Origin of the sequence: Pseudoxanthomonas composti (assembly GCF_004122095.1) — a bacterium.
Lineage (GTDB): Bacteria > Pseudomonadota > Gammaproteobacteria > Xanthomonadales > Xanthomonadaceae > Pseudoxanthomonas_A > Pseudoxanthomonas_A composti.
Genome location: NZ_SAWZ01000008.1, coordinates 98,738 through 118,562, shown reverse-complemented (window position 1 = coordinate 118,562; position 19,825 = coordinate 98,738). Strand labels below are relative to the sequence as shown.

The 19,825-nt window shown below is 69.0% G+C and carries 22 protein-coding genes; 13 read left to right on the top strand and 9 right to left on the bottom strand.

The annotated features are described in order from the left end of the window. Positions 1-21: 21 nt before the first annotated feature. The 4 genes from yegS to EPA99_RS14630 form a co-directional block, all read right to left on the bottom strand. Entirely contained in the window at positions 22-954 is a 933-nt protein-coding gene (yegS, locus tag EPA99_RS14645; protein ID WP_129471984.1) for a lipid kinase YegS, read from the bottom strand. Positions 955-1,143: 189 nt separating this feature from the next. Then, positions 1,144-1,644, bottom strand: a complete 501-nt coding sequence (locus tag EPA99_RS14640) for a GNAT family N-acetyltransferase (RefSeq protein ID WP_129471983.1) — start codon at positions 1,642-1,644, stop codon at positions 1,144-1,146. Beyond that, positions 1,641-2,327: a ribulose-phosphate 3-epimerase gene (gene rpe, locus EPA99_RS14635; protein ID WP_129471982.1), complete on the bottom strand. Its 687-nt coding sequence runs from the start codon at positions 2,325-2,327 to the stop codon at positions 1,641-1,643. Before rpe ends, EPA99_RS14640 begins: the two co-directional genes overlap by 4 nt. A 38-nt stretch (positions 2,328-2,365) precedes the next feature. Beyond that, a complete protein-coding gene (locus EPA99_RS14630; RefSeq protein ID WP_129471981.1) occupies positions 2,366-2,704 on the bottom strand; it encodes a J domain-containing protein in 339 nt (112 codons plus the stop codon). Between the two features lie 170 nt (positions 2,705-2,874). Here EPA99_RS14630 and EPA99_RS14625 point away from each other — a divergent pair, with 170 nt between their 5' ends. From EPA99_RS14625 to EPA99_RS14575, 11 genes are all read left to right on the top strand, one after another. Beyond that, positions 2,875-3,795, top strand: coding sequence for a phosphoribosylaminoimidazolesuccinocarboxamide synthase (locus tag EPA99_RS14625; RefSeq protein ID WP_164978667.1), 921 nt, complete (start codon positions 2,875-2,877; stop codon positions 3,793-3,795). A 136-nt stretch (positions 3,796-3,931) separates the two neighbouring features. After that, complete coding sequence (locus EPA99_RS14620) at positions 3,932-4,453, top strand: DUF4348 domain-containing protein (protein WP_241688403.1); 522 nt, start codon at positions 3,932-3,934, stop codon at positions 4,451-4,453. Positions 4,454-4,694: 241 nt separating this feature from the next. Beyond that, positions 4,695-5,204, top strand: coding sequence for a hypothetical protein (locus EPA99_RS14615; RefSeq protein ID WP_129471979.1), 510 nt, complete (start codon positions 4,695-4,697; stop codon positions 5,202-5,204). 104 nt (positions 5,205-5,308) lie between these two features. After that, a complete protein-coding gene (locus EPA99_RS14610) occupies positions 5,309-7,057 on the top strand; it encodes a peptidoglycan-binding protein (RefSeq protein WP_129471978.1) in 1,749 nt (582 codons plus the stop codon). A 152-nt stretch (positions 7,058-7,209) separates the two neighbouring features. Beyond that, positions 7,210-7,698: an Mpo1 family 2-hydroxy fatty acid dioxygenase gene (locus EPA99_RS14605; protein ID WP_129471977.1), complete on the top strand. Its 489-nt coding sequence runs from the start codon at positions 7,210-7,212 to the stop codon at positions 7,696-7,698. Positions 7,699-7,786: 88 nt separating this feature from the next. After that, the gene (locus tag EPA99_RS14600; protein ID WP_129471976.1) at positions 7,787-10,615 is read left to right on the top strand and encodes a monovalent cation/H+ antiporter subunit A; all 2,829 of its coding nucleotides are present in this window, start codon (positions 7,787-7,789) and stop codon (positions 10,613-10,615) included. Beyond that, positions 10,615-10,995 (top strand): Na+/H+ antiporter subunit C, encoded by a 381-nt coding sequence (locus EPA99_RS14595; protein WP_129471975.1) that lies wholly within the window; start codon positions 10,615-10,617, stop codon positions 10,993-10,995. The genes EPA99_RS14600 and EPA99_RS14595 overlap by 1 nt, the downstream gene beginning before the upstream one ends. After that, positions 10,992-12,551: a monovalent cation/H+ antiporter subunit D gene (locus tag EPA99_RS14590; RefSeq protein ID WP_129471974.1), complete on the top strand. Its 1,560-nt coding sequence runs from the start codon at positions 10,992-10,994 to the stop codon at positions 12,549-12,551. Before EPA99_RS14595 ends, EPA99_RS14590 begins: the two co-directional genes overlap by 4 nt. Continuing rightward, entirely contained in the window at positions 12,551-13,051 is a 501-nt protein-coding gene (locus EPA99_RS14585; protein ID WP_129472055.1) for a Na+/H+ antiporter subunit E, read from the top strand. Before EPA99_RS14590 ends, EPA99_RS14585 begins: the two co-directional genes overlap by 1 nt. Continuing rightward, a complete protein-coding gene (locus EPA99_RS14580) occupies positions 13,048-13,332 on the top strand; it encodes a K+/H+ antiporter subunit F (RefSeq protein ID WP_129471973.1) in 285 nt (94 codons plus the stop codon). The genes EPA99_RS14585 and EPA99_RS14580 overlap by 4 nt, the downstream gene beginning before the upstream one ends. Then, complete coding sequence (locus EPA99_RS14575) at positions 13,329-13,766, top strand: Na+/H+ antiporter subunit G (protein WP_129471972.1); 438 nt, start codon at positions 13,329-13,331, stop codon at positions 13,764-13,766. Before EPA99_RS14580 ends, EPA99_RS14575 begins: the two co-directional genes overlap by 4 nt. Positions 13,767-13,903: 137 nt before the next feature. Here EPA99_RS14575 and EPA99_RS14570 read toward each other — a convergent pair whose 3' ends face one another. Further along, the gene (locus EPA99_RS14570; RefSeq protein ID WP_129471971.1) at positions 13,904-14,851 is read right to left on the bottom strand and encodes a sodium:calcium antiporter; all 948 of its coding nucleotides are present in this window, start codon (positions 14,849-14,851) and stop codon (positions 13,904-13,906) included. A 92-nt stretch (positions 14,852-14,943) separates the two neighbouring features. Then, on the bottom strand, positions 14,944-15,585 hold the full coding sequence (locus tag EPA99_RS14565; protein WP_129471970.1) for a lectin: 642 nt from the start codon (positions 15,583-15,585) through the stop codon (positions 14,944-14,946). 156 nt (positions 15,586-15,741) lie between these two features. Between EPA99_RS14565 and EPA99_RS14560 the strand changes: the two genes are divergently transcribed. Next, entirely contained in the window at positions 15,742-16,266 is a 525-nt protein-coding gene (locus tag EPA99_RS14560) for a hypothetical protein (protein WP_129471969.1), read from the top strand. Between the two features lies 1 nt (position 16,267). Here the strand turns inward: EPA99_RS14560 and hmgA are convergent, their stop codons facing one another. The 3 genes from hmgA to hppD form a co-directional block, all read right to left on the bottom strand. Continuing rightward, on the bottom strand, positions 16,268-17,566 hold the full coding sequence (hmgA, locus tag EPA99_RS14555) for a homogentisate 1,2-dioxygenase (protein WP_129471968.1): 1,299 nt from the start codon (positions 17,564-17,566) through the stop codon (positions 16,268-16,270). 14 nt (positions 17,567-17,580) lie between these two features. Next, positions 17,581-17,946, bottom strand: coding sequence for a hypothetical protein (locus EPA99_RS14550; protein ID WP_129471967.1), 366 nt, complete (start codon positions 17,944-17,946; stop codon positions 17,581-17,583). Between the two features lie 88 nt (positions 17,947-18,034). Beyond that, a complete protein-coding gene (hppD, locus tag EPA99_RS14545; protein ID WP_129472054.1) occupies positions 18,035-19,105 on the bottom strand; it encodes a 4-hydroxyphenylpyruvate dioxygenase in 1,071 nt (356 codons plus the stop codon). 148 nt (positions 19,106-19,253) lie between these two features. Between hppD and EPA99_RS14540 the strand changes: the two genes are divergently transcribed. Next, positions 19,254-19,802, top strand: a complete 549-nt coding sequence (locus tag EPA99_RS14540; RefSeq protein ID WP_129471966.1) for a MarR family winged helix-turn-helix transcriptional regulator — start codon at positions 19,254-19,256, stop codon at positions 19,800-19,802. The last annotated feature ends 23 nt before the right edge of the window (positions 19,803-19,825 follow it).

Here is a 19,825-nt window from a genome sequence, read left to right as displayed (position 1 = left end):
CTGCCCTTTCCGATGCAACGATCAAGGCGTCCCCAGCAGCGGACAGGCGGCGGGCAGGTGCATGCGCAGGCGCGCGGGCACGCAATCGATCTGGAAGCGGCGCGAGATTTCCGGCTCGCCGTCCAGGTTGAGGGTGATGGGCTGCTCGGCCACGATGCGCACCCAGGGCAGGCGCGCGCGCACGGCCACCGCCTCCAGCGCCGCCTCCTTGCCGGCCGTGATCAGGCGGCCCAGGGTCGGGGCGATCTCGCCGGACAGCTCGGGTACGACGGTCAATTCGAGCAGGCCATCGTCGATCAGCGCGCCGGGGCACAGCGCCTGCCCGCCTCCGGCCTGGCGACCGTTGCCCAGTCCGAGAGCGATGAAAGCGCCCTCCCACTGGAAATCCGGCCCTTCCAGCCGCGCCTGCAGCGGCTCGATGCGGCCCAGCCGCGACAGCCCGGTGATGGTGTAGGCCAGCCCGCCGAGCATGCGCTTGAGCCCCTCGTCGGTCTCCAGGGTGATCTGGGTGCCGAAGCCGCCACTGGCCATGTTGGCGCACCAGTGTGGGCCGTGGTCGGCGGTCACGCGCAGCAGGTCGATGGGCCGCGCCGGGCGCTCGGCGATCAAGGACAGCGCCTCCAGCGAGGTCGCCGGCATGCCGGCCGCGGTGGCGAAGTCGTTGGCCGTGCCTAGCGGCACCAGGCCCAGGCTCGGCAGGGCTTGGGCCGGTTCGGCACGATGGGCCAGGGTGGCGGCCACTTCGCTGAGCGTGCCATCGCCGCCTGCGGCGACCACCGTGTCCACGCCATCGGCGATAGCCTCGGCCACGTAGCGCTCGGCATCGCCCTCCTCCCAGGTCACCCGCACATCCAGCGCCACGCCGCGGCCGCGCAGGCGCTGCACCGCGGCGCGCAACTCGACATCGCTGGCGGATTTTCCGTTGAGGATCAGGCGCCAGCGGGGAGAAGTCATGGTCAGCGGCACTAGGTGGGAAGCGCAGGCTAGCAGCCCGGATGGTCTTCGGCGCGTGTCATCAGGCCGTCATGATCCATCCGGAACATGGGAGGCCATATCAGGGACGACGGGCGGAGGCAGGATCAGCCTCCAATCTTCCGAAGAAGGCCGCATCGGCAACGATGCGGCCTTTGTTTTGCGACCCGATCAGGCCCCGCGCGAGGGCATGCCATGGGCGGCGAAGTCCGCCAGCGCCTGGCCCTGCATGCGGTATACCGTCCACCCCTCCATCGGCCGCGCACCGGCGGCGCGGTAGAAGGCGATGGACGGCGCGTTCCAGTCCAGCACCGACCACTCGAAGCGCCCGCAGCCCTTGGCCACGGCCAGCTGCGCCAGGTGCCGCAACAGGGCCAGTCCGGCGCCGGCACCACGGTGTTCCGGACGCACGAACAGGTCCTCCAGGTACAGCCCGTTGCGCCCGAGCCAGGTGGAATAGTTGAAGAAGTACACCGCAAAGCCCACCGCCTGCCCGTCCAGCTCGCAGATCAAGGCATAGGCAGTGGCTCCCTGGCCGAACAGGCTCTGGCGCAAGTCCTCGACGCTGGCCTCGACCGCATTGGGCTCGCGCTCGTACACGGCCAGCGCCGTGACCAGCTCGTGCAGCAGCGGCGCGTCGTCCGGGTTGGCCGCACGGATGTGCAGGCTCACCGCGCGCCCGCCACGGCCGCGCGCATCTTGCCGATGACCTCGGCGTAGGCCTGGCGGGTGCCGCCGGGCGCGTTGAAGATGGCCGAGCCGGCAACGAAGGCATCGGCACCTGCGGCGGCGGCCTGGGCGATGTTGTCGGCCTTCACGCCGCCGTCGATCTCCAGGTGGATCGGCTTGCCCAGGGCATCGATCTTCTTGCGCACCGCGCGCAGCTTGTCCAGCGCCGAGGGAATGAAGGCCTGCCCGCCGAAGCCGGGGTTGACCGACATCAGCAGCACCAGGTCCAGGTCCTCCAGCACCCAGTCCAGGATGTCCACCGGGGTGGCCGGGTTGAGCACCAGGCCAGCCTTGCAGCCGTGCGACTTGATCAGCTGGATGGTGCGGTGGACGTGGCGGCTGGCTTCGGGATGGAAGCTGATGATGCTGGCGCCGGCCTCGGCGAAGTCCGGGACGATACGGTCCACCGGCTCGACCATCAGGTGCACGTCGATCGGCGCGGTCACCCCGTGCTTGCGCAAGGCCTGGCACACCATCGGCCCGATGGTCAGGTTGGGCACGTAATGGTTGTCCATCACGTCGAAATGCACCCAGTCCGCGCCGGCGGCGATGACGTTGTCGACTTCCTCGCCCAGGCGGGCGAAGTCGGCCGAAAGAATGGACGGGGCGATCAGGCAGTCGGACATCGTGGTGTTTCCGTGGAGGCGACAGGTGTGGGGCGCGATCAGCCGCGGCGCTTGCGCAGCGTCTTGATCCGGTCGTAGGCGCTGTTGAGCTCGCGCGCCTTGCTTTCGGCCTGCTCGCGCAGCTCCGGGGCCGCGTCGTGGTATCGGTCCGGGTGGTACTGGGAGATCAGCTTGCGGTAGGCCTGGTCGACCTCGGCATCGGTCGCATCGCTGGTCAGGTCGAACACCCGGTAGGGATTGTCCTTGGCCAGCTTGAACCAGTCGCGGTCGAAGGCGTGTCCGATCAGCGTGCCGATCAGGGCCCCGAACAGCGGATTGGGGCGAAACAGCAGCGTGCCGGCCACCAGACCCAGGACCTTTCCGTACCAGCGATTCATCAGGACAGCAGCCTTGCGCGCGGAAAGCCGCATTTTAACGTCACACGGGCCTTGCGGGGCCGTACACTACGCGGCCCGCCGCCCGGCGGGCCTGTTGTCGGCACGGGCGTGCGGCGGGGACTTTTTCGCGAGAGCGCGCCTGCGAGCGCGCGTCACCGTTAGGAGTGCCTGTGCCCACCACGTTGTTGCAATCCGACCTGCCCGGCCTGACCCTGCGCCATCGCGGCAAGGTCCGCGATGTGTTCGACCTGCCCCGCGAAGCGCTGCCAGCCGATGCCGGCGACTGCCTGCTCATGGTGGCGACCGATCGCCTCTCCGCCTTCGACGTGGTGCTGCCCGACCCGATTCCCGGCAAGGGCGAGATGCTCTGCCAGATCTCCAATTTCTGGTTCGACAAGACCGCGCACCTGATGCCCAACCACCTCACCGGCATCGAGGTGGCCAGCGTGCTGCCGGCCGGCGTGGACCCGGCGCTGTACGCCAGGCGCGCGGTGGTGACCAAGCGGCTCAAGCCGGTGCCGGTGGAAGCCATCGCCCGCGGCTACCTGATCGGCAGCGGCTGGAAGGATTACCAGCGCACCGGCGCGGTCAGCGGCATCGCCCTGCCCGACGGCCTGCGCCAGGCCGAGAAGCTGGCCGAACCGATCTTCACCCCCTCGACCAAGGCCGCCGTGGGCGACCACGACGAGAACATCGACTTCGACGCCATGGTCCGCACCGTGGGCGCGGACCTGGCCGAGCGCGTGCGCGATGCCACCCTGCGGCTGTACCGCTATGCGGCCGATTTCGCGGCCGAGCGCGGCATCCTGCTGGCCGACACCAAGTTCGAGTTCGGCACCGATGCCGATGGCCGCCTGTATGTGATGGACGAGATGCTCACGCCGGACTCCTCGCGCTACTGGCCGGCGGACGAGTACCAGGTCGGCACCAGCCCGCCGAGCTACGACAAGCAGATCGTGCGCGACTACCTGGAGACGCTGGACTGGGGCAAGACCGCGCCGGGCCCGGTGCTGCCGCCGGAGGTCATCGAGCGCACCCGCGCCCGCTACGCAGAGGCCCTGCACAAGCTGGCCGGCATCTCGCTGGACTGAAAGCCCCCTGGCGCCACGCAGCCGCTGCCTGGCGCGGACCGTGGCAGGCTTCACAACAGGGTTGTCATCGACCCTGTATAAGCTTGCCCGGCAAGGCGCGTCCCCCGACGCCCCCAGGCACGATCAGGAGGATCCGTTGTCAGCCCGCAATCCGTTTCTGCTGTCCCTGGCCCTGGGCCTGGCCCTGGCCGCCTGCAAACCGCAGGGCGAGGCACCCGCCGCCGCCACACCTGCCGCAGGTGCCGAAACCGCCCCGGCCGTGGCCGGCACCGCCCCGACCGGTACCGCCGCTGATGCATCCACAGCGGCCACGTCCTGCCCGGACGCCGACTTCGACGCCTTCCTCAAGCGCTTCAGTGCCGACACCGCCGCCCAGAAGGCCGCCACCGCAGATCCGCTGACCATGGTCAGGATCGATCCGGAAGCCCAGCCCGAACCTGCACCGGTCAGCCGCCAGGTGGCGCTGTCGCAGGTCCAGTGGCCGGTGATGCCGGACCTGGACGCAGCGCGCGCCGACAAGCGCGAGGTCGTGATTTCCGGCCAGGGCGAGCAGCGCGAGGTGCTGGTGCGCACGCCGGACACGGACGACCAGCAGGTCTACACCTTCGCTGCACGGCCCTGCTGGACCCTGACCAAGGTCGACGACCAGGCGCTCTGAATCCAGGCTCAGGCGCCTGCGCCCCTGTCGCCGCATCTGCAAGACGAAAAAGGAGAAGTGCTTGTCCCACCGCCTCCAATTTGGAATCGCCCTCGCCGCGTTCACGCTCGCGGCTTGCGGAAACGCCGCCCCAGACCAGAGTCCCACCCCCGCGCCTGCCTCGGCCGGACCGGCCGCACCGCCTGCGGCGCCCCAGGCGCCGACGGCACCGACCCCTCCCACATCGCAAGAGACCGCTGCAATGGTTGACGTGGATTCGTTCGTGCCGGCCGGCATGAAAGCGCTGGAAACGCTGCGTGGCGACCTGACCGGCGCTGGCCATTCGGACGTGCTGCTGATCTCCTCGCCCCCCTCCAAGGCCGGCGAAAAGCTCGGCCAGGGCGAGCCGCGCGTGGTCTCGGTCCTGGTGCAGGACCAGAACGGTGGCCTGAAAGAGGCGGCCCGCAACAGCAAGATCGTCCCCTGCGCCCGCTGCGGCGGCGTTGCCGGAGACCCGTATGGCTACGCCCGCATCGACAAGGGCACGTTCCTGATCTCGGTCTCCGGCGGCTCGCGCGAGCGCTGGGCCGAGGACTACAGCTTCCGCTACGACCCGGCGCAGCAGAGCTGGCTGCTGGACCGCGTGGTGCGTGAGGTGACCGACACCGAGACCGAGCAGAACAAGAAGACCGAATTGACCAGCAAGGAGTTCGGCACGATCAAGTTCTCCGACTTCGACCCGGCCAGCCTGCCGCAGACCGGCACGCTGTAATCGCCATGAGGATCGAAAGACCACCGAATTAAAGGGAAGTGATGGCTTGTGCGGACAAGGAGGCGTCCGTCCTTCAACGTTGCTGAGAAATGAGGAGCTACACCATGGCAACAGATCGAGAAAATGGCTTGCTGCAGTCGGCCTACGCGGCCGGCATCACCTCGCAGACCGAACTGGCCAACTTCATGGCCCAGGTCGGCCATGAATCGGGCGGGTTGAACCGCCTGGAGGAAAGTTTCAACTACACCCGCGGCGCGTCCCAGATCAGCTCGCTGGTCAGGTCGGCGCTGCGCGAGGGCCCGGAGGCGCTGGAGGCGGCAAGGCTGGAGGCCCTGCGCGGGCAACCGCAGCGCCTGGCCGAGCTGATGTACGGCGGCCGCATGGGTAACGACGAGCCCGGCGATGGCTACCGCTATCGCGGCCGTGGCTATATCCAGCTCACCGGCAAGGACCAGTACCGCGAAGCTGGCCAGGCCCTGGATCTGGATCTGGTCCGGCATCCGGAACTGGCCGCTCGGCCCGAGAACGCCGCGCGCATCGCCACCTGGTACTGGCAGAACAACGTGCCCGAAGCGGCGCGAGACGATGCGCGGCAGGCCGGGGCGGCGATCAACGGCCGTGACCCGCCCAACGGGCTTGCCGACCGCGAGCGGCGCTTCGATCAGTGGGAGCGCGACCTTACCCCGGAGCTGATGCGCACCCTGTCCGAAGGCCGCCTGGGCCAGCCGGTCCCGGCCGCAGCCCGCCAGCAGGAAGCCGCCACGGTCCAGTCCAACTTTCAGCAGACCATGGAACGCATGCTGCCGGGCCAGAATGGTGTGGACCCGCACATCACCGGCCAGTACGGCGAGCGCCGCAGCAACGGCGCGCACGGCGGCACCGACTTCAACTACGAAGGCGGCCAGAGCGGGCGCAACCTGCAGCACCCCACGGTGCATGCGCCGATCTCCGGCACGGTGACCTTCTCCGGTGGCCAGTACGGCACGGTGAAGATCCAGGACGCCCAGGGCAACTCGCACGAGATCCTGCATCTGGATTCGCGCTCGGTGCGCGAGGGCCAGACCATCCAGGCCGGCGACCCCATCGGCACCATGGGCGGCCGCGGCCCGCGCGGCGGGGACCAGTACGCCCAGCACGTGCATTACCAGCTGCGCGATCCCAGCGGCAAGCTGATCAGCCCGCAGACCTGGTGGGACCAGGGCCGCAGCGTGGAGGTCGGCGCGCAGTCCCATGGGCAGGACGATCACCGCGGGCACGGTCACGGCGAGGTGCTGCGTCATGGCGATCGCGGCGAAGGCGTGCGCAGCCTGCAGCAGCAGCTCAACCAGCTGGGCGTGCGCGATGCCGACGGACGCAGGCTGGCCGAGGACGGCAAGTTCGGCGACAACACCCGCGAGGCGGTGCTGGCCTACCAGCAGGCCCACGGCCTGAAGCAGGACGGGATCGTCGGCCGTGCCACCCACGGCAGCCTGGAGCAGCAGTCGCAGGAACGGGCCGCGGCCAGCCGCACCCCGCAGGCGCAGCCGATCCTGCTGGACGACAGCCGGCATCCGAACAATCCGCTCTACGGCGCCATCCGCGGCCAGTTGCCCACGCCGTATTCCAACGACGCGGCCGCCGCGGTCACCGCCCAGGCGATCAAGGCGGGCATCGACAGTCCGGACAAGCTGCAGGGCGTGGTGGTCAAGGACAACACCGCTTTCGTCATCGGCAACACGCCTGGCTTCCGGGCCTCGGTGGACCTGTCCCAGCAGGTGCCGACCGCCCAGCAGAGCAGCATCGATCTGCTAACGGCCGAGCGCGCGGCCCAGCAGCAGGATCCGCAACAGCAGATGGGCGCCCGCGCCCGCTGAAGCCCCACCGCTCGCCCCTGGATCCCAGGGGCGAGCGCTCATGCGCCGCTGGCGCCTGGGCTTCCACCTCAGGATGGTCATCGCCGTGCCCAGCGGCCCGGCCGCGGCGCCCTGCCGGTGCGCTATCCTGCCGGCTTGTCCTGGGAGGGAACATGCCGCCAGACGCCAGCACTTCCGCGCGCCCCATCGACCGATGGTTCGCGCATTACTCGGATGACCATCGCAACGAGGTCAACCAGCTGATCCATCTGTTCGCGGTGCCGGCCATCCTGTGGTCGGTGGTGGCGCTGCTGTGGTGCATCCCGGTGACCGCCAGCTGGTTCCGCAGCGGCTTCTGGGCCGCGCTGGGCATGTTCGCGGCGTGGACCTTCTACAACCGGCTCTCGCGCCCCCTGGGCTACGGCATGGTGGTGGCGTTCTTCACCTTCGGCTGCCTGTGCCGGCTGCTGGAAGCCCGCATCGGGCTGGATGGCCTGCTGAAGCTGGCCATCGGCGTGTTCGTGGTGGCCTGGATCGCCCAGTTCGTCGGCCACAAGCTGGAAGGCCGCAAGCCCAGCTTCTTCACCGACCTGATCTATCTGCTGATCGGCCCGGCCTGGGTGATGGGCAAGTTCTACCGCACGATGGGTTGGCGCTACTGATCGTCATGCGCCGGTGAACACCGCGTCAGGTCAAGCTGAACGTGGCTGCTAGACTCGAAACCCGTGTTTCGTTTGTTGCACCCCGCGCATGATCCCTGTCCTTGAATGCCTGGTGGCATTGCCGTTCGCGCTGTCGGCGATCGTGGCGATGCTGCGCGACGGGCCGAGGACACGCATCGCCTGGATCGCCGCCAGCGCGCCGCTGGCCGGCCTGTTGATCCTGGCCTGGGCCACGCCAGCCATCCTGCGCGGTGAGGTGCTGCAGGTGTCCTATCCCTGGCTGCCGCAGCTGGGCCTGAACCTGACCCTGCGCCTGGATGGCTTCGCCTGGCTGTTCGCCATGCTGGTGCTGGCCATTGGCGCGCTGGTGGTGATGTACGCGCGCTATTACCTGAGCCGGCAGGACAGCGCGGTGCGCTTCCTGTCCTTCCTGCTGCTGTTCATGGGCTCGATGCTGGGGCTGGTGGTGGCCGGCAACCTGCTGCTGCTGAGCATGTTCTGGGAGCTGACCAGCATCAGCTCGTTCCTGCTGATCGGTTTCTGGTCGCAGCAGAAGGAAGCCCGCGAGGGCGCGCGCATGGCGCTGGTCATCACCGGCGGCGGCGGCCTAGCGCTGCTGGGCGGTGTGCTGCTGATCGGGCGCATCGTCGGCAGCTACGAGCTGGAGGTGGTGCTGGCCTCCGGCGCGTTGCTGCGCGCCCACCCCTGGTATCCGTGGGCGCTGATGCTGGTGCTGGGCGGGGTGTTCACCAAAAGCGCGCAGTTCCCGCTGCATTTCTGGCTGCCGCATGCGATGGCCGCGCCCACGCCGGTCTCGGCGTATCTGCACTCGGCGACGATGGTCAAGGCCGGGGTGTTCCTGCTGGCGCGCCTGCATCCGGCACTGGCCGGTTCGGAGCTGTTCTTCTACACGGTCAGCGGCATCGGGGCGATCACGCTGCTGCTGGGGGCCTGGCATGCGATCTTCCAGCACGACCTCAAGGGCGTGCTGGCGTACTCGACGATCTCGCACCTGGGCCTGATCACCATGCTGTTCGGCCTGTCCACGCCGATGGCGGTGGTGGCCGGGGTGTTCCACATCCTCAACCACGCCATCTTCAAGGCGTCGTTGTTCATGGCCGCCGGCATCGTCGACCACGAGGCTGGCACGCGCGACATCCGCAAGCTTGGCGGGCTGCGCAGGCTGATGCCCTTCACCAGCGCGCTGGCGATCATCGCCTCGCTGTCCATGGCCGGTATCCCGTTGCTCAATGGCTTCCTGTCCAAGGAGATGTTCTTCGCCGTGGCGCTGGACGCGCCCGACTCGGAACCAATGCGCATCGTCACCGGCCTGGCCGCGCTGCTGGCCGGCATCCTGGGCGTGGCCTACAGCCTGCGATTCGTCTACGAGACCTTCCTGGGCACGGGGCCGCGCGATCTGGACACCACCCCGCACGAGCCGCCGCGCTGGATGAAGATCCCGGTGGAAATCCTGGTGCTGCTGTGCGTGGCCGTGGGCCTGGCCCCGGCGCTGACCGTGGCGCCGGTGCTCGATACTGGCGCCCGCGCCATCCTGGGCGATGCCATGCCCGCCTACAGCCTGGCGATCTGGCACGGCTTCAACCTGCCGCTGGCGATGAGCGCGCTGGGCGTGGTGTTCGGCGTGGCCCTGTACCGCGTGCTGGACCGCGTGCTGGACCTGCACGCCATCAACAGCCGGCCGACCGGCCGCGATGCGTTCTGGCGCAACCTGGAGCTGCTGTTCGTCTTTGGCAATCGCGTCAGCGAAGCACTGGCCAACAACAGCCTGCAGCGCAGCCTGCTGATGCTGGTGCTGGCCGCGGTGGTGGTGGCCGGCATCCCGGCCTGGAGCGAGGGCCTGCCGCTGTCGCTAACGGGCAACCAGCCGCTGCCGCTGCTGGGGTGGATGGTCTGGCTGGTGATGATGGGCGCGGCGCTGGGGGCCCTGCGGTTGTATCGGCAGCGGCTGCTGGCGGTGATCGTGCTGGGAGCGGCCGGCACCATGCTCAGCCTGACCTTCGTGCTGCTTTCGGCGCCGGACCTGGCCCTGACCCAGCTGCTGGTGGAGATGGTGACGCTGGTGTTGCTGATGCTGGCGATGAACTACCTGCCCGACCGCAGCACGGTCGAGCCCGGCCGGCTGCGCCAGTGGCGCGATGGCGCGATCGCCGTGGCCGCCGGGCTTGGCCTGGCGATCCTGGCCTACGCGGTGATGACCCAGCCGGCCGACACCGTGGCCGGGGAGATCCTGGCGCGCGCCCAGCCCGAGGGCTACGGCCGCAACGTGGTCAACGTGATCCTGGTGGACTTCCGCGGCTTTGACACCTTCGGCGAGATCACCGTGTTCGCCATCGCCGCGCTGGTGGTGCATGCCTGCCTGCGGCGCGCGCGCATGGCGCCGGAAAAGCGCATCGAGGGCGGGCACGTGCAGTTGCCGGTGCCGGCGGATCTGGCGCAGATCCTGTTCCCGCTGACCCTGACGGTGTCGATCTTCCTGTTCCTGCGCGGCCACAACGCCCCCGGCGGCGGCTTCATCGCCGGCCTGGTGCTGGCGGTGCCGCTGCTGATGCAGTACGTCATCCAGGGCGTGGCCTCGGTCGAGTCGCGCTTCGGGTTCGACTACGTGCGCTGCATCGGCGTGGGCCTGGTGGTGGCGGTGGCGAGCGGGCTGGCCTCGCTGCTGTTCGGCGTGCCGTTCCTGACCAGCGGGCACCTGGACCTGCACCTGCCACTGATCGGTCAGGTGCCGCTGGCCAGCGCGATGGGCTTTGATACGGGCGTGTACCTGGTGGTGTTCGGCGGGGCGATGCTGATGCTGTCCATGCTGGGCACCATCAAGGGCTCGCGCCGCAAGGACGCGCAGCGCCACGCGCTGGATCCGGATGCGCGCTCCCCGCAAACAGGGGGACGCGCCTGATGGAACTCGCACTGGCGAGCGCCATCGGCGTGCTGACCGCGTGCGGGGTGTGGCTGATGCTGCGCGCACGCACCTTCGACGTGATCCTGGGCCTGACCTTCCTGTCCTATGGCACCAACCTGCTGATCTTCGCCGGCGGGCGCCTGCGCCCGGGCCAGCCGCCGGTGCTCCGCGAGGGCAAGGCGGCCACGCTGGCGCACTACATCGACCCGCTGCCGCAGGCGCTGGTGCTCACGGCCATCGTGATCGCCTTCGCCATGACCGCGGTCAGCATCGTGCTGGCCATGCGCAGCCGCGCCGACAACCGCAGCGACCATGTCGATGCCTACGCCGCCGCGCCCGAGCCGGACGACGGCGAACAGCGCAAGGACGGGCGATGACCAGCCACCTGCTGCTGTGGCCGATCGTGATCCCGCTGCTGGGCGGGGCGGTGTCGCTGTTCCTCGAGCATCGCCGCTTCAGCTGGGCGGCGCGGCGGGCCACGGCGTGGGCGTTCATGGCGCTGCTGGCCGTGGCGGTGGGCCGGATCATCGGGCAGGCCGACACCGGCACGATCGGCGTTTACCTGCTGGGCGACTGGCCGGCGCGGTTGGGCATTGCGTTGATGGCCGACCGGCTCTCGGGCTGGATGCTCGGCGTCACCCTGCTGCTGGGCGGCGCCTGCCTGCTGCACGCCTGCAGCGGCTGGGACCGGCGCGCGCCGCACTTCCATGCCTTCTTCCAGCTGCAGCTGATGGGGCTCAATGGCGCCTTCCTGACCGGCGACATCTTCAACCTGTTCGTGTTCTTCGAGGTCATGCTCAGCGCCAGCTACGGCCTGCTGATCAGCGGTGGCCGCGGCCTGCGCATGCGCAGCGGCTTTCACTACGTGGCCTTCAACGTGGCCGCTTCGGCGCTGTTCCTGATCGCCCTGGGGCTGATCTACGGCCTGCTGGGGTCGCTCAACATGGCCGAGCTGTCCGTGCGCGTGGGCCAGGTGGCGCCGGCCCAGGCCGGGATGGTCAAGGCGGCCTTCGCGCTGCTGTTGCTGGTGTTCTGCGCCAAGGCGGCGCTGCTGCCGTTGTACCTGTGGCTGCCGGAAACCTATTCGCGGGCGCCGGCGGCGGTGGCCGCGCTGTTTGCGGTGATGACCAAGGTCGGCCTGTACGCGGTGCTGCGGGTGAGCACCCTGCTGCTGGGCGCGCAGGCCGGGGCGCTGGCCGGCTTCGGCCAGCAGGCGCTGCTGTGGGCCGGGGCCGGTACGCTGCTGCTGGGCGCGCTGGGCGTGCTGGGCGCGGCGCGGCTGCGCATCATGATCGGCTACGTGGTGATCTGGTCGGCCGCCACCTTGTTCATCGCCTTCGCGCTGGGGCGCGTGGGGACCATCGGCGCGGGCCTGTACTACCTGGCGCACAGCACCTTCGTGGCGGCCGCCTTGTTCATGGCCGCAGACCTGATCCGGCGGCGACGCGGCCATGCCGAGGACGACAAATCCATCGTCGCCGCCCTGCCCGACCGCGCCCTGCCGGGTGCGATGTTCCTGGTGGCGGCGATCTCCGCGGCCGGCCTGCCGCCGTTGTCCGGGTTCCTGGCCAAGGCTGCACTGCTGTCGGACGTGCCGGTGGCGGACACGCCCCTGGTCTGGAGCGTGGTCTTGCTCAGCAGCCTGCTGGTGATCATCGGCATCAGCCGCGCCGGCGTGCGCCTGTTCTGGCGCCTGCCGGCGCAGGTGGCCCATGTCGAGGAGGACCACGGCCCGGGCGGGCACCTGCCGGTGGCCCGCGCCCGCCCGAACGAGACCTGGGCCACGTTGCTGCTGCTCGGCCTCGGCGTGGGCATGACGCTCTTTGCCGCCCCGCTGATGCAATACACCGATGCCGCCGCGCGGCAGCTGCTGCAGCCCGGCGACTACACCCAGCAGCTGCGCGAGACGGCGCCCGCGATGAGGACGCCATGATGGCCGCCAGCCTGCTCCGCCGCCTCACTCCGTCCTGGCCGCTGAGCGTGAGCGTGGTGGCGTTCTGGATGCTGATGACCGACAGCTTCAGTGTCGGCCAGCTGCTGCTGGGACTGCTGCTGGGCTGGATCGTGCCGCGCTTTGCCGCGCGCCTGGACCGCGAGTACGCGCGCATCGGCTCGCTGCGGCCGGTGCCGCGTATGCTGGCCATCGTCGCCTGGGACATCCTCAAGTCCAACGTCATCGTGGCCGTGCAGGTGCTGGGCCCGGAGAAGAACATCCACCCCGGCTTCGTCTGGGTGCCGCTGGACATCCAGAACATCCACGGCATCGCCGCATTGACCAGCATGATCACCCTGACCCCCGGCACGGTGTCGGCGGCCCTGACCGACGACCGCCGCTACCTGCTGGTGCACATGCTGGACATGAGCAGCGCCGAGGCGGCCATCGCCGAGATCAAGTCGCGTTACGAAAAGCCCCTGATGGAGATCTTTCCATGACCGGACACATGTTCATCGAAACCACCATCGTCTGCTGCATGGTCGCCGTCGGGATTGCCATGCTGCTGTGCCTGTGGCGCCTGCTGCGCGGGCCGACGGTGCCCGACCGCATCCTGGCGCTGGATACGCTTTCGGTCACGGCGGTGGCCGAGCTGATGCTGCTGGGCATGCACCTGGACTCGCCGATCTACTTCGAGGCCGCGCTGGTGATCGCCATGCTCGGTTTCAGCAGCACCGTGGTGCTGTGCAAGTACGTGCTGCGCCGGGACATCGTGGAATGATCGACCTCATCCAGATCGCGCTGTCGCTGCTGCTGATCGTGGGCACCACCTTCGTGCTGCTGGGCGCGGTAGGCATGGTCAAGTTGTCCGAGTTCTTCCGCCGTGTGCACGCGCCGACCAAGGCCAGCACCCTGGGCGTGGGCTGCGTGCTGTTGGCCTCGGTGGGCTACCACCTGTTCCTGGGCCAGGACCCGCAGCCGCGCGAGCTGCTGATCACCGCCTTCCTGTTCATCACCGCCCCGATCAGCGCACACCTGATGAGCAAGGCCGCCCTGGCGCTGATGCGCGACGCGCGCCCGGTGCCGCCGGAGGATACGGAGATTTCGGCGACCGTGGCCAGGCCTAGGGGCGAGGAACGAGTGAATAGGAACGAGGAACGAGTGGAGCGAGGAGTGAGTGGTGGGGCGAGGAGTGAGTGGTGGGGCGAGGAGTGAGGAGTGAGCGAAAGCGGGGTGCTTGCCATGCCGTCACTCGTTCCTCGTTCCTCTCCACTCGTTCCTTTCTGAGAGAAGTGAGCAAAAGCGGGAGCGTGCGCTGCTCTCACTCGTTCCTCGTTCCTCTCCACTCGTTCCTAGCTCGAGGCCAGCTCCAGCGCCAGCCAGCCGCAGAACGCCAGCAGCAGCACCGCGCCTTCGCCGCGGCTGATGCGCAGGTCGCCGCGCAGCATTGGATAGAGCACCACGGCCAGGGCGATGGCCGCGGGCAGTTCCAGGCGCACGAAGGAGGCTGGCAGGGCCAGTGGTGCCACCAGGGCCATGCCGCCGACGATCACGGTGAGGTTGAACACGCTGGAGCCGAGCACGTGGCCCAGCACCATGTCGGCCTGGCCGCGGCGGGCGGCGACGATGGCCGCGGCGGCCTCCGGCAACGCGGTGGCGATGGCCACCGGCAGCAGGCCGGTCATCAGCGGGGTCAGGGCCCAAGCCTGGCCCAGCAGTTGGGCCGCCTGCAGCACGTAGCGCGCGCCGTAGCCCAGCAGGAAGATCGCCAGCACCAGGCGCACCACGTTGAGCCACAGCACCGTGCGGCTGATGGCGGCCTGGGCGATGCGCTCGCGCACCTGTTCGGTTTCCGTCGACGCGCGGCGCCACATCCACAGCATGGTGGCGAAGAAGGCGACCAGCAGCAGGGCGCCGTCGATGGCGCCGATGCGGCCATCCAGCCCCAGCACGGCCAGCAACGCGCTCACGCCGATCAGCGCCAGCAAGAGCGGGGCGAGCAGCCGCGCCTGCACCAGCAGCGGCGCGCACAGCGCAGCCAGGCCCAGGGTCAGGCCGAGGTTGACGATGCTGCTGCCCACCGCATTGCCCAGCGCCAGTTCTGGCACGCCCTGCGACAGCGCGCGCAGGTTGACGGCAAGTTCCGGTAGAGAGGTCGCCACCGCCATCAGCAGCAGCCCGGCACGGAAGGCCGACAGCCCCCAGCGCTGGGCCAGCCCGGACACGCCCTTGACCGCGGTCTCGCCGCCCAGGGCAAGCAACAGCAGGCCCAGCGCCCCCCAACCCAACGCAGCGATCATGTCCACGCCTTTCCCAGCCCCGGTGATGCCGGGACGCTACACCGCGACCGTGGGTTTTGCACGCGCGGACCGCCTGCGCGGCCGGGCGGAGGTCAGGAGCAGCTCTCCACGTAGTCCACCTGCGGCGGCAGACCCACGCGCCAGGTCACCACCTTGCCTTCGGCGTCGGTCTCGAACACCAGCTTGGTCCCGGCCGGTGCCGGTGCCTCCACCGACAGGTACTTGGCGCCTTCCACGTACTTGTGCGGGCTCTCGCTCAGCGCCGGGTATAGGGCCTTGAGCGCGGCCTGGTCCATGCCGACCTTGCCGCCGCCCGGCGCGGCCTGCTTGTCGGTGGTGACGTCGTAGCGCACGAACTTGTCGCCTTCGACCATGAAGGCCACGTCGGCCTTGTCGGTGGCCCACTTGGGCGTCAGCAGCGTGCAACCGCCGGGCTCGCTGGGCGTGCTGCTGTTGAGCTCACCGCCCCAGGCCGCGCGCGCCTGCTCGCCGCTGCTGCCGAGCTTGAGATCGCCGTAGCCGTCGTAGTGGGCCAGCTGCATGCCATCGGCCGGCGGCTGCTCGGCGATCGGCGCGGGTTGGCCAGGCGCGGGCGTTTGCGCGGGCGTTTGCGCGGGCGTGGGCGTGGCCTGCCCAGCGTCGGGCGCGGTGGCAGGCGCCTGCTGCGACGACTCGCGCTGGCACGCCGACAGCGCCAGGGACAGGGCGATCACCGCAGGCAGGAGGGATTTCATGGCGCGCTCCGAAAACAAGGTGGACACAGCCTAGCCGGGTCCAGTGAATCGTGCGCGAATCACACTTTGCATGCATGCCAGGCCAGGTCTTGCCGATGTCATGGCGATTTCATCGGCCAGGGCGATGCTCGCCACGCGCCACCACTCACCACGCCCGTGCTTCTGCGCAAGACCACCCTCGCCCACGCCGCCCTGCAGACCCACCGCGCCGCGCTGGACCTGCGGCAGCGGCGTGCGTTGATCCTGGCCGACGGTCGGCGCGATACGGCTGAGCTGGCGCGGCTGCTGGGCGGCGATGGCGCGCAGCTGATCGCCCAACTCCACGCCTCCGGCTATCTGGAAGCCAGGCCGGGCGCTGTCGCCGAGCGTCCGGTCGTCGGGGAGGCCTCGGTGCTGGCCTCGGCGTCGAAGGCTGCGCCGGACAGCCGTCGCTCCCTCGCCGCAGCGCGGATGTACCTGCTGGGCATGCTGGAGCTGCAACGCAACGCGGCGGGCGCGGCGCTGCGCCAGGGCCTGCAGCTGGCCCAGGACGATGAGGCCATTGTCGCAGCGCTGCAGACCGGCCTGGAGGCCCTGCCGACGATGACCAGCGCCGGCTATGCCGCGCGCGTGCGCGAGCGCACCCTGGAAGTCCTGCCGCAATACTGGCTGGCGCGCCTGGAGCTGACCACGCCGGCCTGACTCAGGCCGGCGGAGAAAAGCGCTTGCCCAGGCCGGCCCAGCATTGTGGATAGTCGCGCTGCCGGTGCGCGGCGGCCAGGGCTTGCGCACTGGGGCACAGCACCGCGCGGGTTTCGAACATGAAGGCCATGGTGTCGGTGATGACATCGGGCCTGGACAGGTCGGCCTGCGAGGCGCGCTCGAAGGTGGCCGCATCCGGGCCGTGCCCGCTCATGCAGTTGTGCAGCGAAGCCCCGCCCGGGGCGAATCCCTCGGCCTTGGCGTCATAGGCGCCATGCACCAGCCCCATGAACTCGCTGGCCACGTTGCGGTGGAACCACGGCGGGCGGAAGGTGTCCTGCGCCACCAGCCAGCGCGGCGGGAAGATCACGAAATCCAGGTTGGCCACGCCCGGCGTGTCGCTGGCCGAGCTGAGCACGGTGAAGATCGACGGATCGGGGTGGTCGAAGCTGATCGAGCCGATGGTGTTGAAGCGGCGCAGGTCGTAGCGGTACGGCGCGGCGTTGCCGTGCCAGGCCACCACGTCCAGCGGCGAGTGGTCGATCGGCGCGCGCCACAGGTGGCCCTGGAACTTGGCGATCAGCTCGAACTCGCCCTCGACATCCTCATAGGCCGCGTGCGGAGTTTCGAAGTCGCGCGCATTGGCCAGGCCATTGGCGCCGATCGGCCCCAGCTCCGGCAGCTGCAGCAGCGCGCCGAAGTTTTCGCAGACATAGCCGCGCGCCTGGCCATCGGGCAGCGCCACGGCAAAGCGCACGCCGCGCGGGATCACCGCGATCTGCTGCGGCTCGACGCTCAGGGCGCCCAGTTCGGTGGCCAGGTGCAGGCGCCCGGCCTGCGGCACGATCAGCAGTTCGGCATCGGCGTTGTAGAAGTAGCGCCCGGCCATGTCGCGGTTGGCGGCGTACATGTGCACGCCCACGCCGCCCAGCGCGGCCGGGCTGCCGTTGCCGGCCATGGTGTAGAGGCCTTCGATGAAATCCACCGGCGCCTGCGGCATCGGCAGCGGCGACCAGCGCAACTGCTCGGGCGAAACCGGTTGTTCGTCGAAGCGGTTGTGGAACTGCGGCTGGGCCCAGCGCGCGAACGCGCCATGCACGGCCGCCGGGCGGATGCGATACAGCCAGCTGCGCCGGTTGTGCCCGCGCGGGGCGGTGAAGGCCGTGCAGGACAACTGCTCGGCGTAGAGGCCATGGGCCACGCGCTGCGGGGAGTTGCGGCCCACCGGCAGGGTGCCGGGGATGGCCTCGGTGGCGAAGCTGTTGCCGAAGCCGGTCTGGTAACTACGGTCGATACCCATGTGATGACTCTTGGCTACAGGCGCGTCCAGGCCACGCCATTGATGGTGGGGTCCCAGTACACCCAGAACGGATCGGTCCCGGCCAGCGGAATGACCACGACATGCGCGCCCTTGCGAGAGGAAAGATGCGCCGCTTCGAGGTCGAACATCAACGCGAAGTCCTTACGAAAAGCTGAGTCCACCGCCACCGCGCGCATGACCCCACGCTCGCCCGGACAAGTTTCTTTCCAGGTGACGGGGGAGCAACCGAAGTCTCGCTTTGCGAACGACTCGGCCTGCGCCTGCTTGCGCCCTGCAATGCTCATCTTGAGCACCACGCGATCGCCAACGACGTCCAAGGACACGTGGTCCGGCCGTCCATCCCCGTCAAGATCGGCCACGACCGAGGCCGACGACGTGTCCGACCCGGGCCGGGCCTGTGCGCTCGAACCCAGCAAGGAAAGTCCGAGCAGGATGCCTGCGGCGGCGTTACAGCACCCCACGCCGCATCTGGTCGCGTTCGATGCTTTCGAACAATGCCTGGAAGTTGCCTTCGCCAAAGCCCTCGTTGCCCTTGCGCTGGATGATCTCGAAGAAGATCGGGCCGATCGCGTTCTGGGTGAAGATCTGCAGCAGCTTGCGCTGGTGGGTCTCGCGGTCGGCATCGATGAGGATCTTGTTCTTCTGCAGGCGCGCCACGTCCTCGCCGTGGTTGGGCACGCGCTGGTCGATGACGTCGAAGTAGGTGTCCGGCGTATCCAGGAAATCCACGCCGGCCGCGCGCATCTTCTCCACCGTGGTGTAGATGTCGTCGGTGAAGCAGGCGATGTGCTGGATGCCCTCACCCTTGTAGGCATCCAGGTATTCGTTGATCTGCGACTTGGGGTCGTTGGACTCGTTGAGCGGGATGCGCACCATGCCGTCCGGCGCGGTCATGGCCTTGGACACCAGGCCGGTCTTGGCGCCCTTGATGTCGAAGTATTTGATCTCGCGGAAGTTGAACAGCCGCTCGTAATAGTCGGCCCACTTGGCCATGTTGCCCGGGTAGAGGTTGTGGGTCAGGTGGTCGATGAAGGTCAGGCCGAAGCCGGCCGGCATGCGCTCCACGCCCGGCAGGAACTCGTAGTCCGGGTCGTGGATGGTGCCCTGCTCGTCATAGCGGTCCACGATGTAAAGCATGCAGCCGCCGATGCCCTTGATCACCGGCGCGGCCACGGCCTTGGTCACCTCACGCTCGCCGATCACCTCGGCGCCGTTCTTCAAGGCCTGCACGCGCGCCCACTCGGCCAGCTTGTTGACGCGGATGGCGAAGCCGCAGGCGCTGGGCCCGTGCTGGGCGGCAAAGTCGGCGGCGAAGGAGTCCGGATCCTCGTTGATCAGGAAGGTGCAGTCGCCCTGGCGATAGGTGCTGATCGGGCGCGTGCGGTGCCGGGCGACCTGGGTGAAGCCGAGCTTGCGGAAGTAGTCGTGCAGCTGCGCGCCCTGCCCGGCGGGGGCGGCGAATTCGACGAACTCGAAGCCGTCGATGCCCATCGGGTTGTCGAAGGTGGTGACCTCCATACCGGCCGGCGGATGTGCGCTCATCACGAAACTCTCCTCTGAGCCGCCACTTTGTCGCATCATGGACGCATTGGGGGCGGCATGGAAACGGGACTTCTGAGGCCGCGTTATAGTTTCCATTGAAACCGACATCAAGCCGCATTGCGACATGAACTCAGCCAACCAGCCCGATAATTCCGCCTCTTCCGCCCAGGTCACGCTGGATCTTGAGCACCTGCTGCCCTACCGGCTCAGCATCCTGGCCTACCGGGTGATCCACAGCATTTCCGGCGAGTACCACCGTCGCCACGGGCTGGCGGTGACCGAGTGGCGCACCATGGCGGTGCTGGGGCGCTTCCCCAGCCTGTCGGCCAGCGAGGTCTGCGAGCACACCGGCATGGACAAGGTCGCCGTCAGCCGCGCGGTGGCGCGCCTGCTGGAGCGCGGGCTGCTGCAGCGCCGGATCCACAGCGACGACCGCCGCCGATCGGTGCTGGCGCTGTCGCCGGCCGGCCTGGCGGTGCACGACGAGATCGCGCCGATGGTGCTGTCCTGCGAGCAGGAGCTGCTCTCGCCCCTGGACCAGGCCGAACGCGAGCAGCTGGACCAGCTGCTGACCAAGCTGGCTGGGCCGGGCATGAACACCATGACCCAGAAGATCGCCGACATGTGCCACGCCGAGAGCCCGCGCCCGGCGGCAGCGCCACCCCGGTTCTGAGGCCAGGCGCGTGGCACGTCCAA

What these genes read in the sequence shown, in the direction of transcription:
- yegS (WP_129471984.1), bottom strand. Translation starts at nt 954, where the DNA reads ATGACTTCTCCCCGCTGGCGCCTGATCCTCAACGGAAAATCCGCCAGC.
- rpe (WP_129471982.1), bottom strand. Translation starts at nt 2,327, where the DNA reads ATGTCCGACTGCCTGATCGCCCCGTCCATTCTTTCGGCCGACTTCGCC.
- EPA99_RS14630 (WP_129471981.1), bottom strand. Translation starts at nt 2,704, where the DNA reads ATGAATCGCTGGTACGGAAAGGTCCTGGGTCTGGTGGCCGGCACGCTG.
- EPA99_RS14615 (WP_129471979.1), top strand. Translation starts at nt 4,695, where the DNA reads ATGGTTGACGTGGATTCGTTCGTGCCGGCCGGCATGAAAGCGCTGGAA.
- EPA99_RS14610 (WP_129471978.1), top strand. Translation starts at nt 5,309, where the DNA reads ATGGCAACAGATCGAGAAAATGGCTTGCTGCAGTCGGCCTACGCGGCC.
- EPA99_RS14605 (WP_129471977.1), top strand. Translation starts at nt 7,210, where the DNA reads ATGCCGCCAGACGCCAGCACTTCCGCGCGCCCCATCGACCGATGGTTC.
- EPA99_RS14600 (WP_129471976.1), top strand. Translation starts at nt 7,787, where the DNA reads ATGATCCCTGTCCTTGAATGCCTGGTGGCATTGCCGTTCGCGCTGTCG.
- EPA99_RS14595 (WP_129471975.1), top strand. Translation starts at nt 10,615, where the DNA reads ATGGAACTCGCACTGGCGAGCGCCATCGGCGTGCTGACCGCGTGCGGG.
- EPA99_RS14590 (WP_129471974.1), top strand. Translation starts at nt 10,992, where the DNA reads ATGACCAGCCACCTGCTGCTGTGGCCGATCGTGATCCCGCTGCTGGGC.
- EPA99_RS14585 (WP_129472055.1), top strand. Translation starts at nt 12,551, where the DNA reads ATGGCCGCCAGCCTGCTCCGCCGCCTCACTCCGTCCTGGCCGCTGAGC.
- EPA99_RS14580 (WP_129471973.1), top strand. Translation starts at nt 13,048, where the DNA reads ATGACCGGACACATGTTCATCGAAACCACCATCGTCTGCTGCATGGTC.
- EPA99_RS14575 (WP_129471972.1), top strand. Translation starts at nt 13,329, where the DNA reads ATGATCGACCTCATCCAGATCGCGCTGTCGCTGCTGCTGATCGTGGGC.
- EPA99_RS14570 (WP_129471971.1), bottom strand. Translation starts at nt 14,851, where the DNA reads ATGATCGCTGCGTTGGGTTGGGGGGCGCTGGGCCTGCTGTTGCTTGCC.
- EPA99_RS14565 (WP_129471970.1), bottom strand. Translation starts at nt 15,585, where the DNA reads ATGAAATCCCTCCTGCCTGCGGTGATCGCCCTGTCCCTGGCGCTGTCG.
- hmgA (WP_129471968.1), bottom strand. Translation starts at nt 17,566, where the DNA reads ATGGGTATCGACCGTAGTTACCAGACCGGCTTCGGCAACAGCTTCGCC.
- hppD (WP_129472054.1), bottom strand. Translation starts at nt 19,105, where the DNA reads ATGGAGGTCACCACCTTCGACAACCCGATGGGCATCGACGGCTTCGAG.
- EPA99_RS14540 (WP_129471966.1), top strand. Translation starts at nt 19,254, where the DNA reads ATGAACTCAGCCAACCAGCCCGATAATTCCGCCTCTTCCGCCCAGGTC.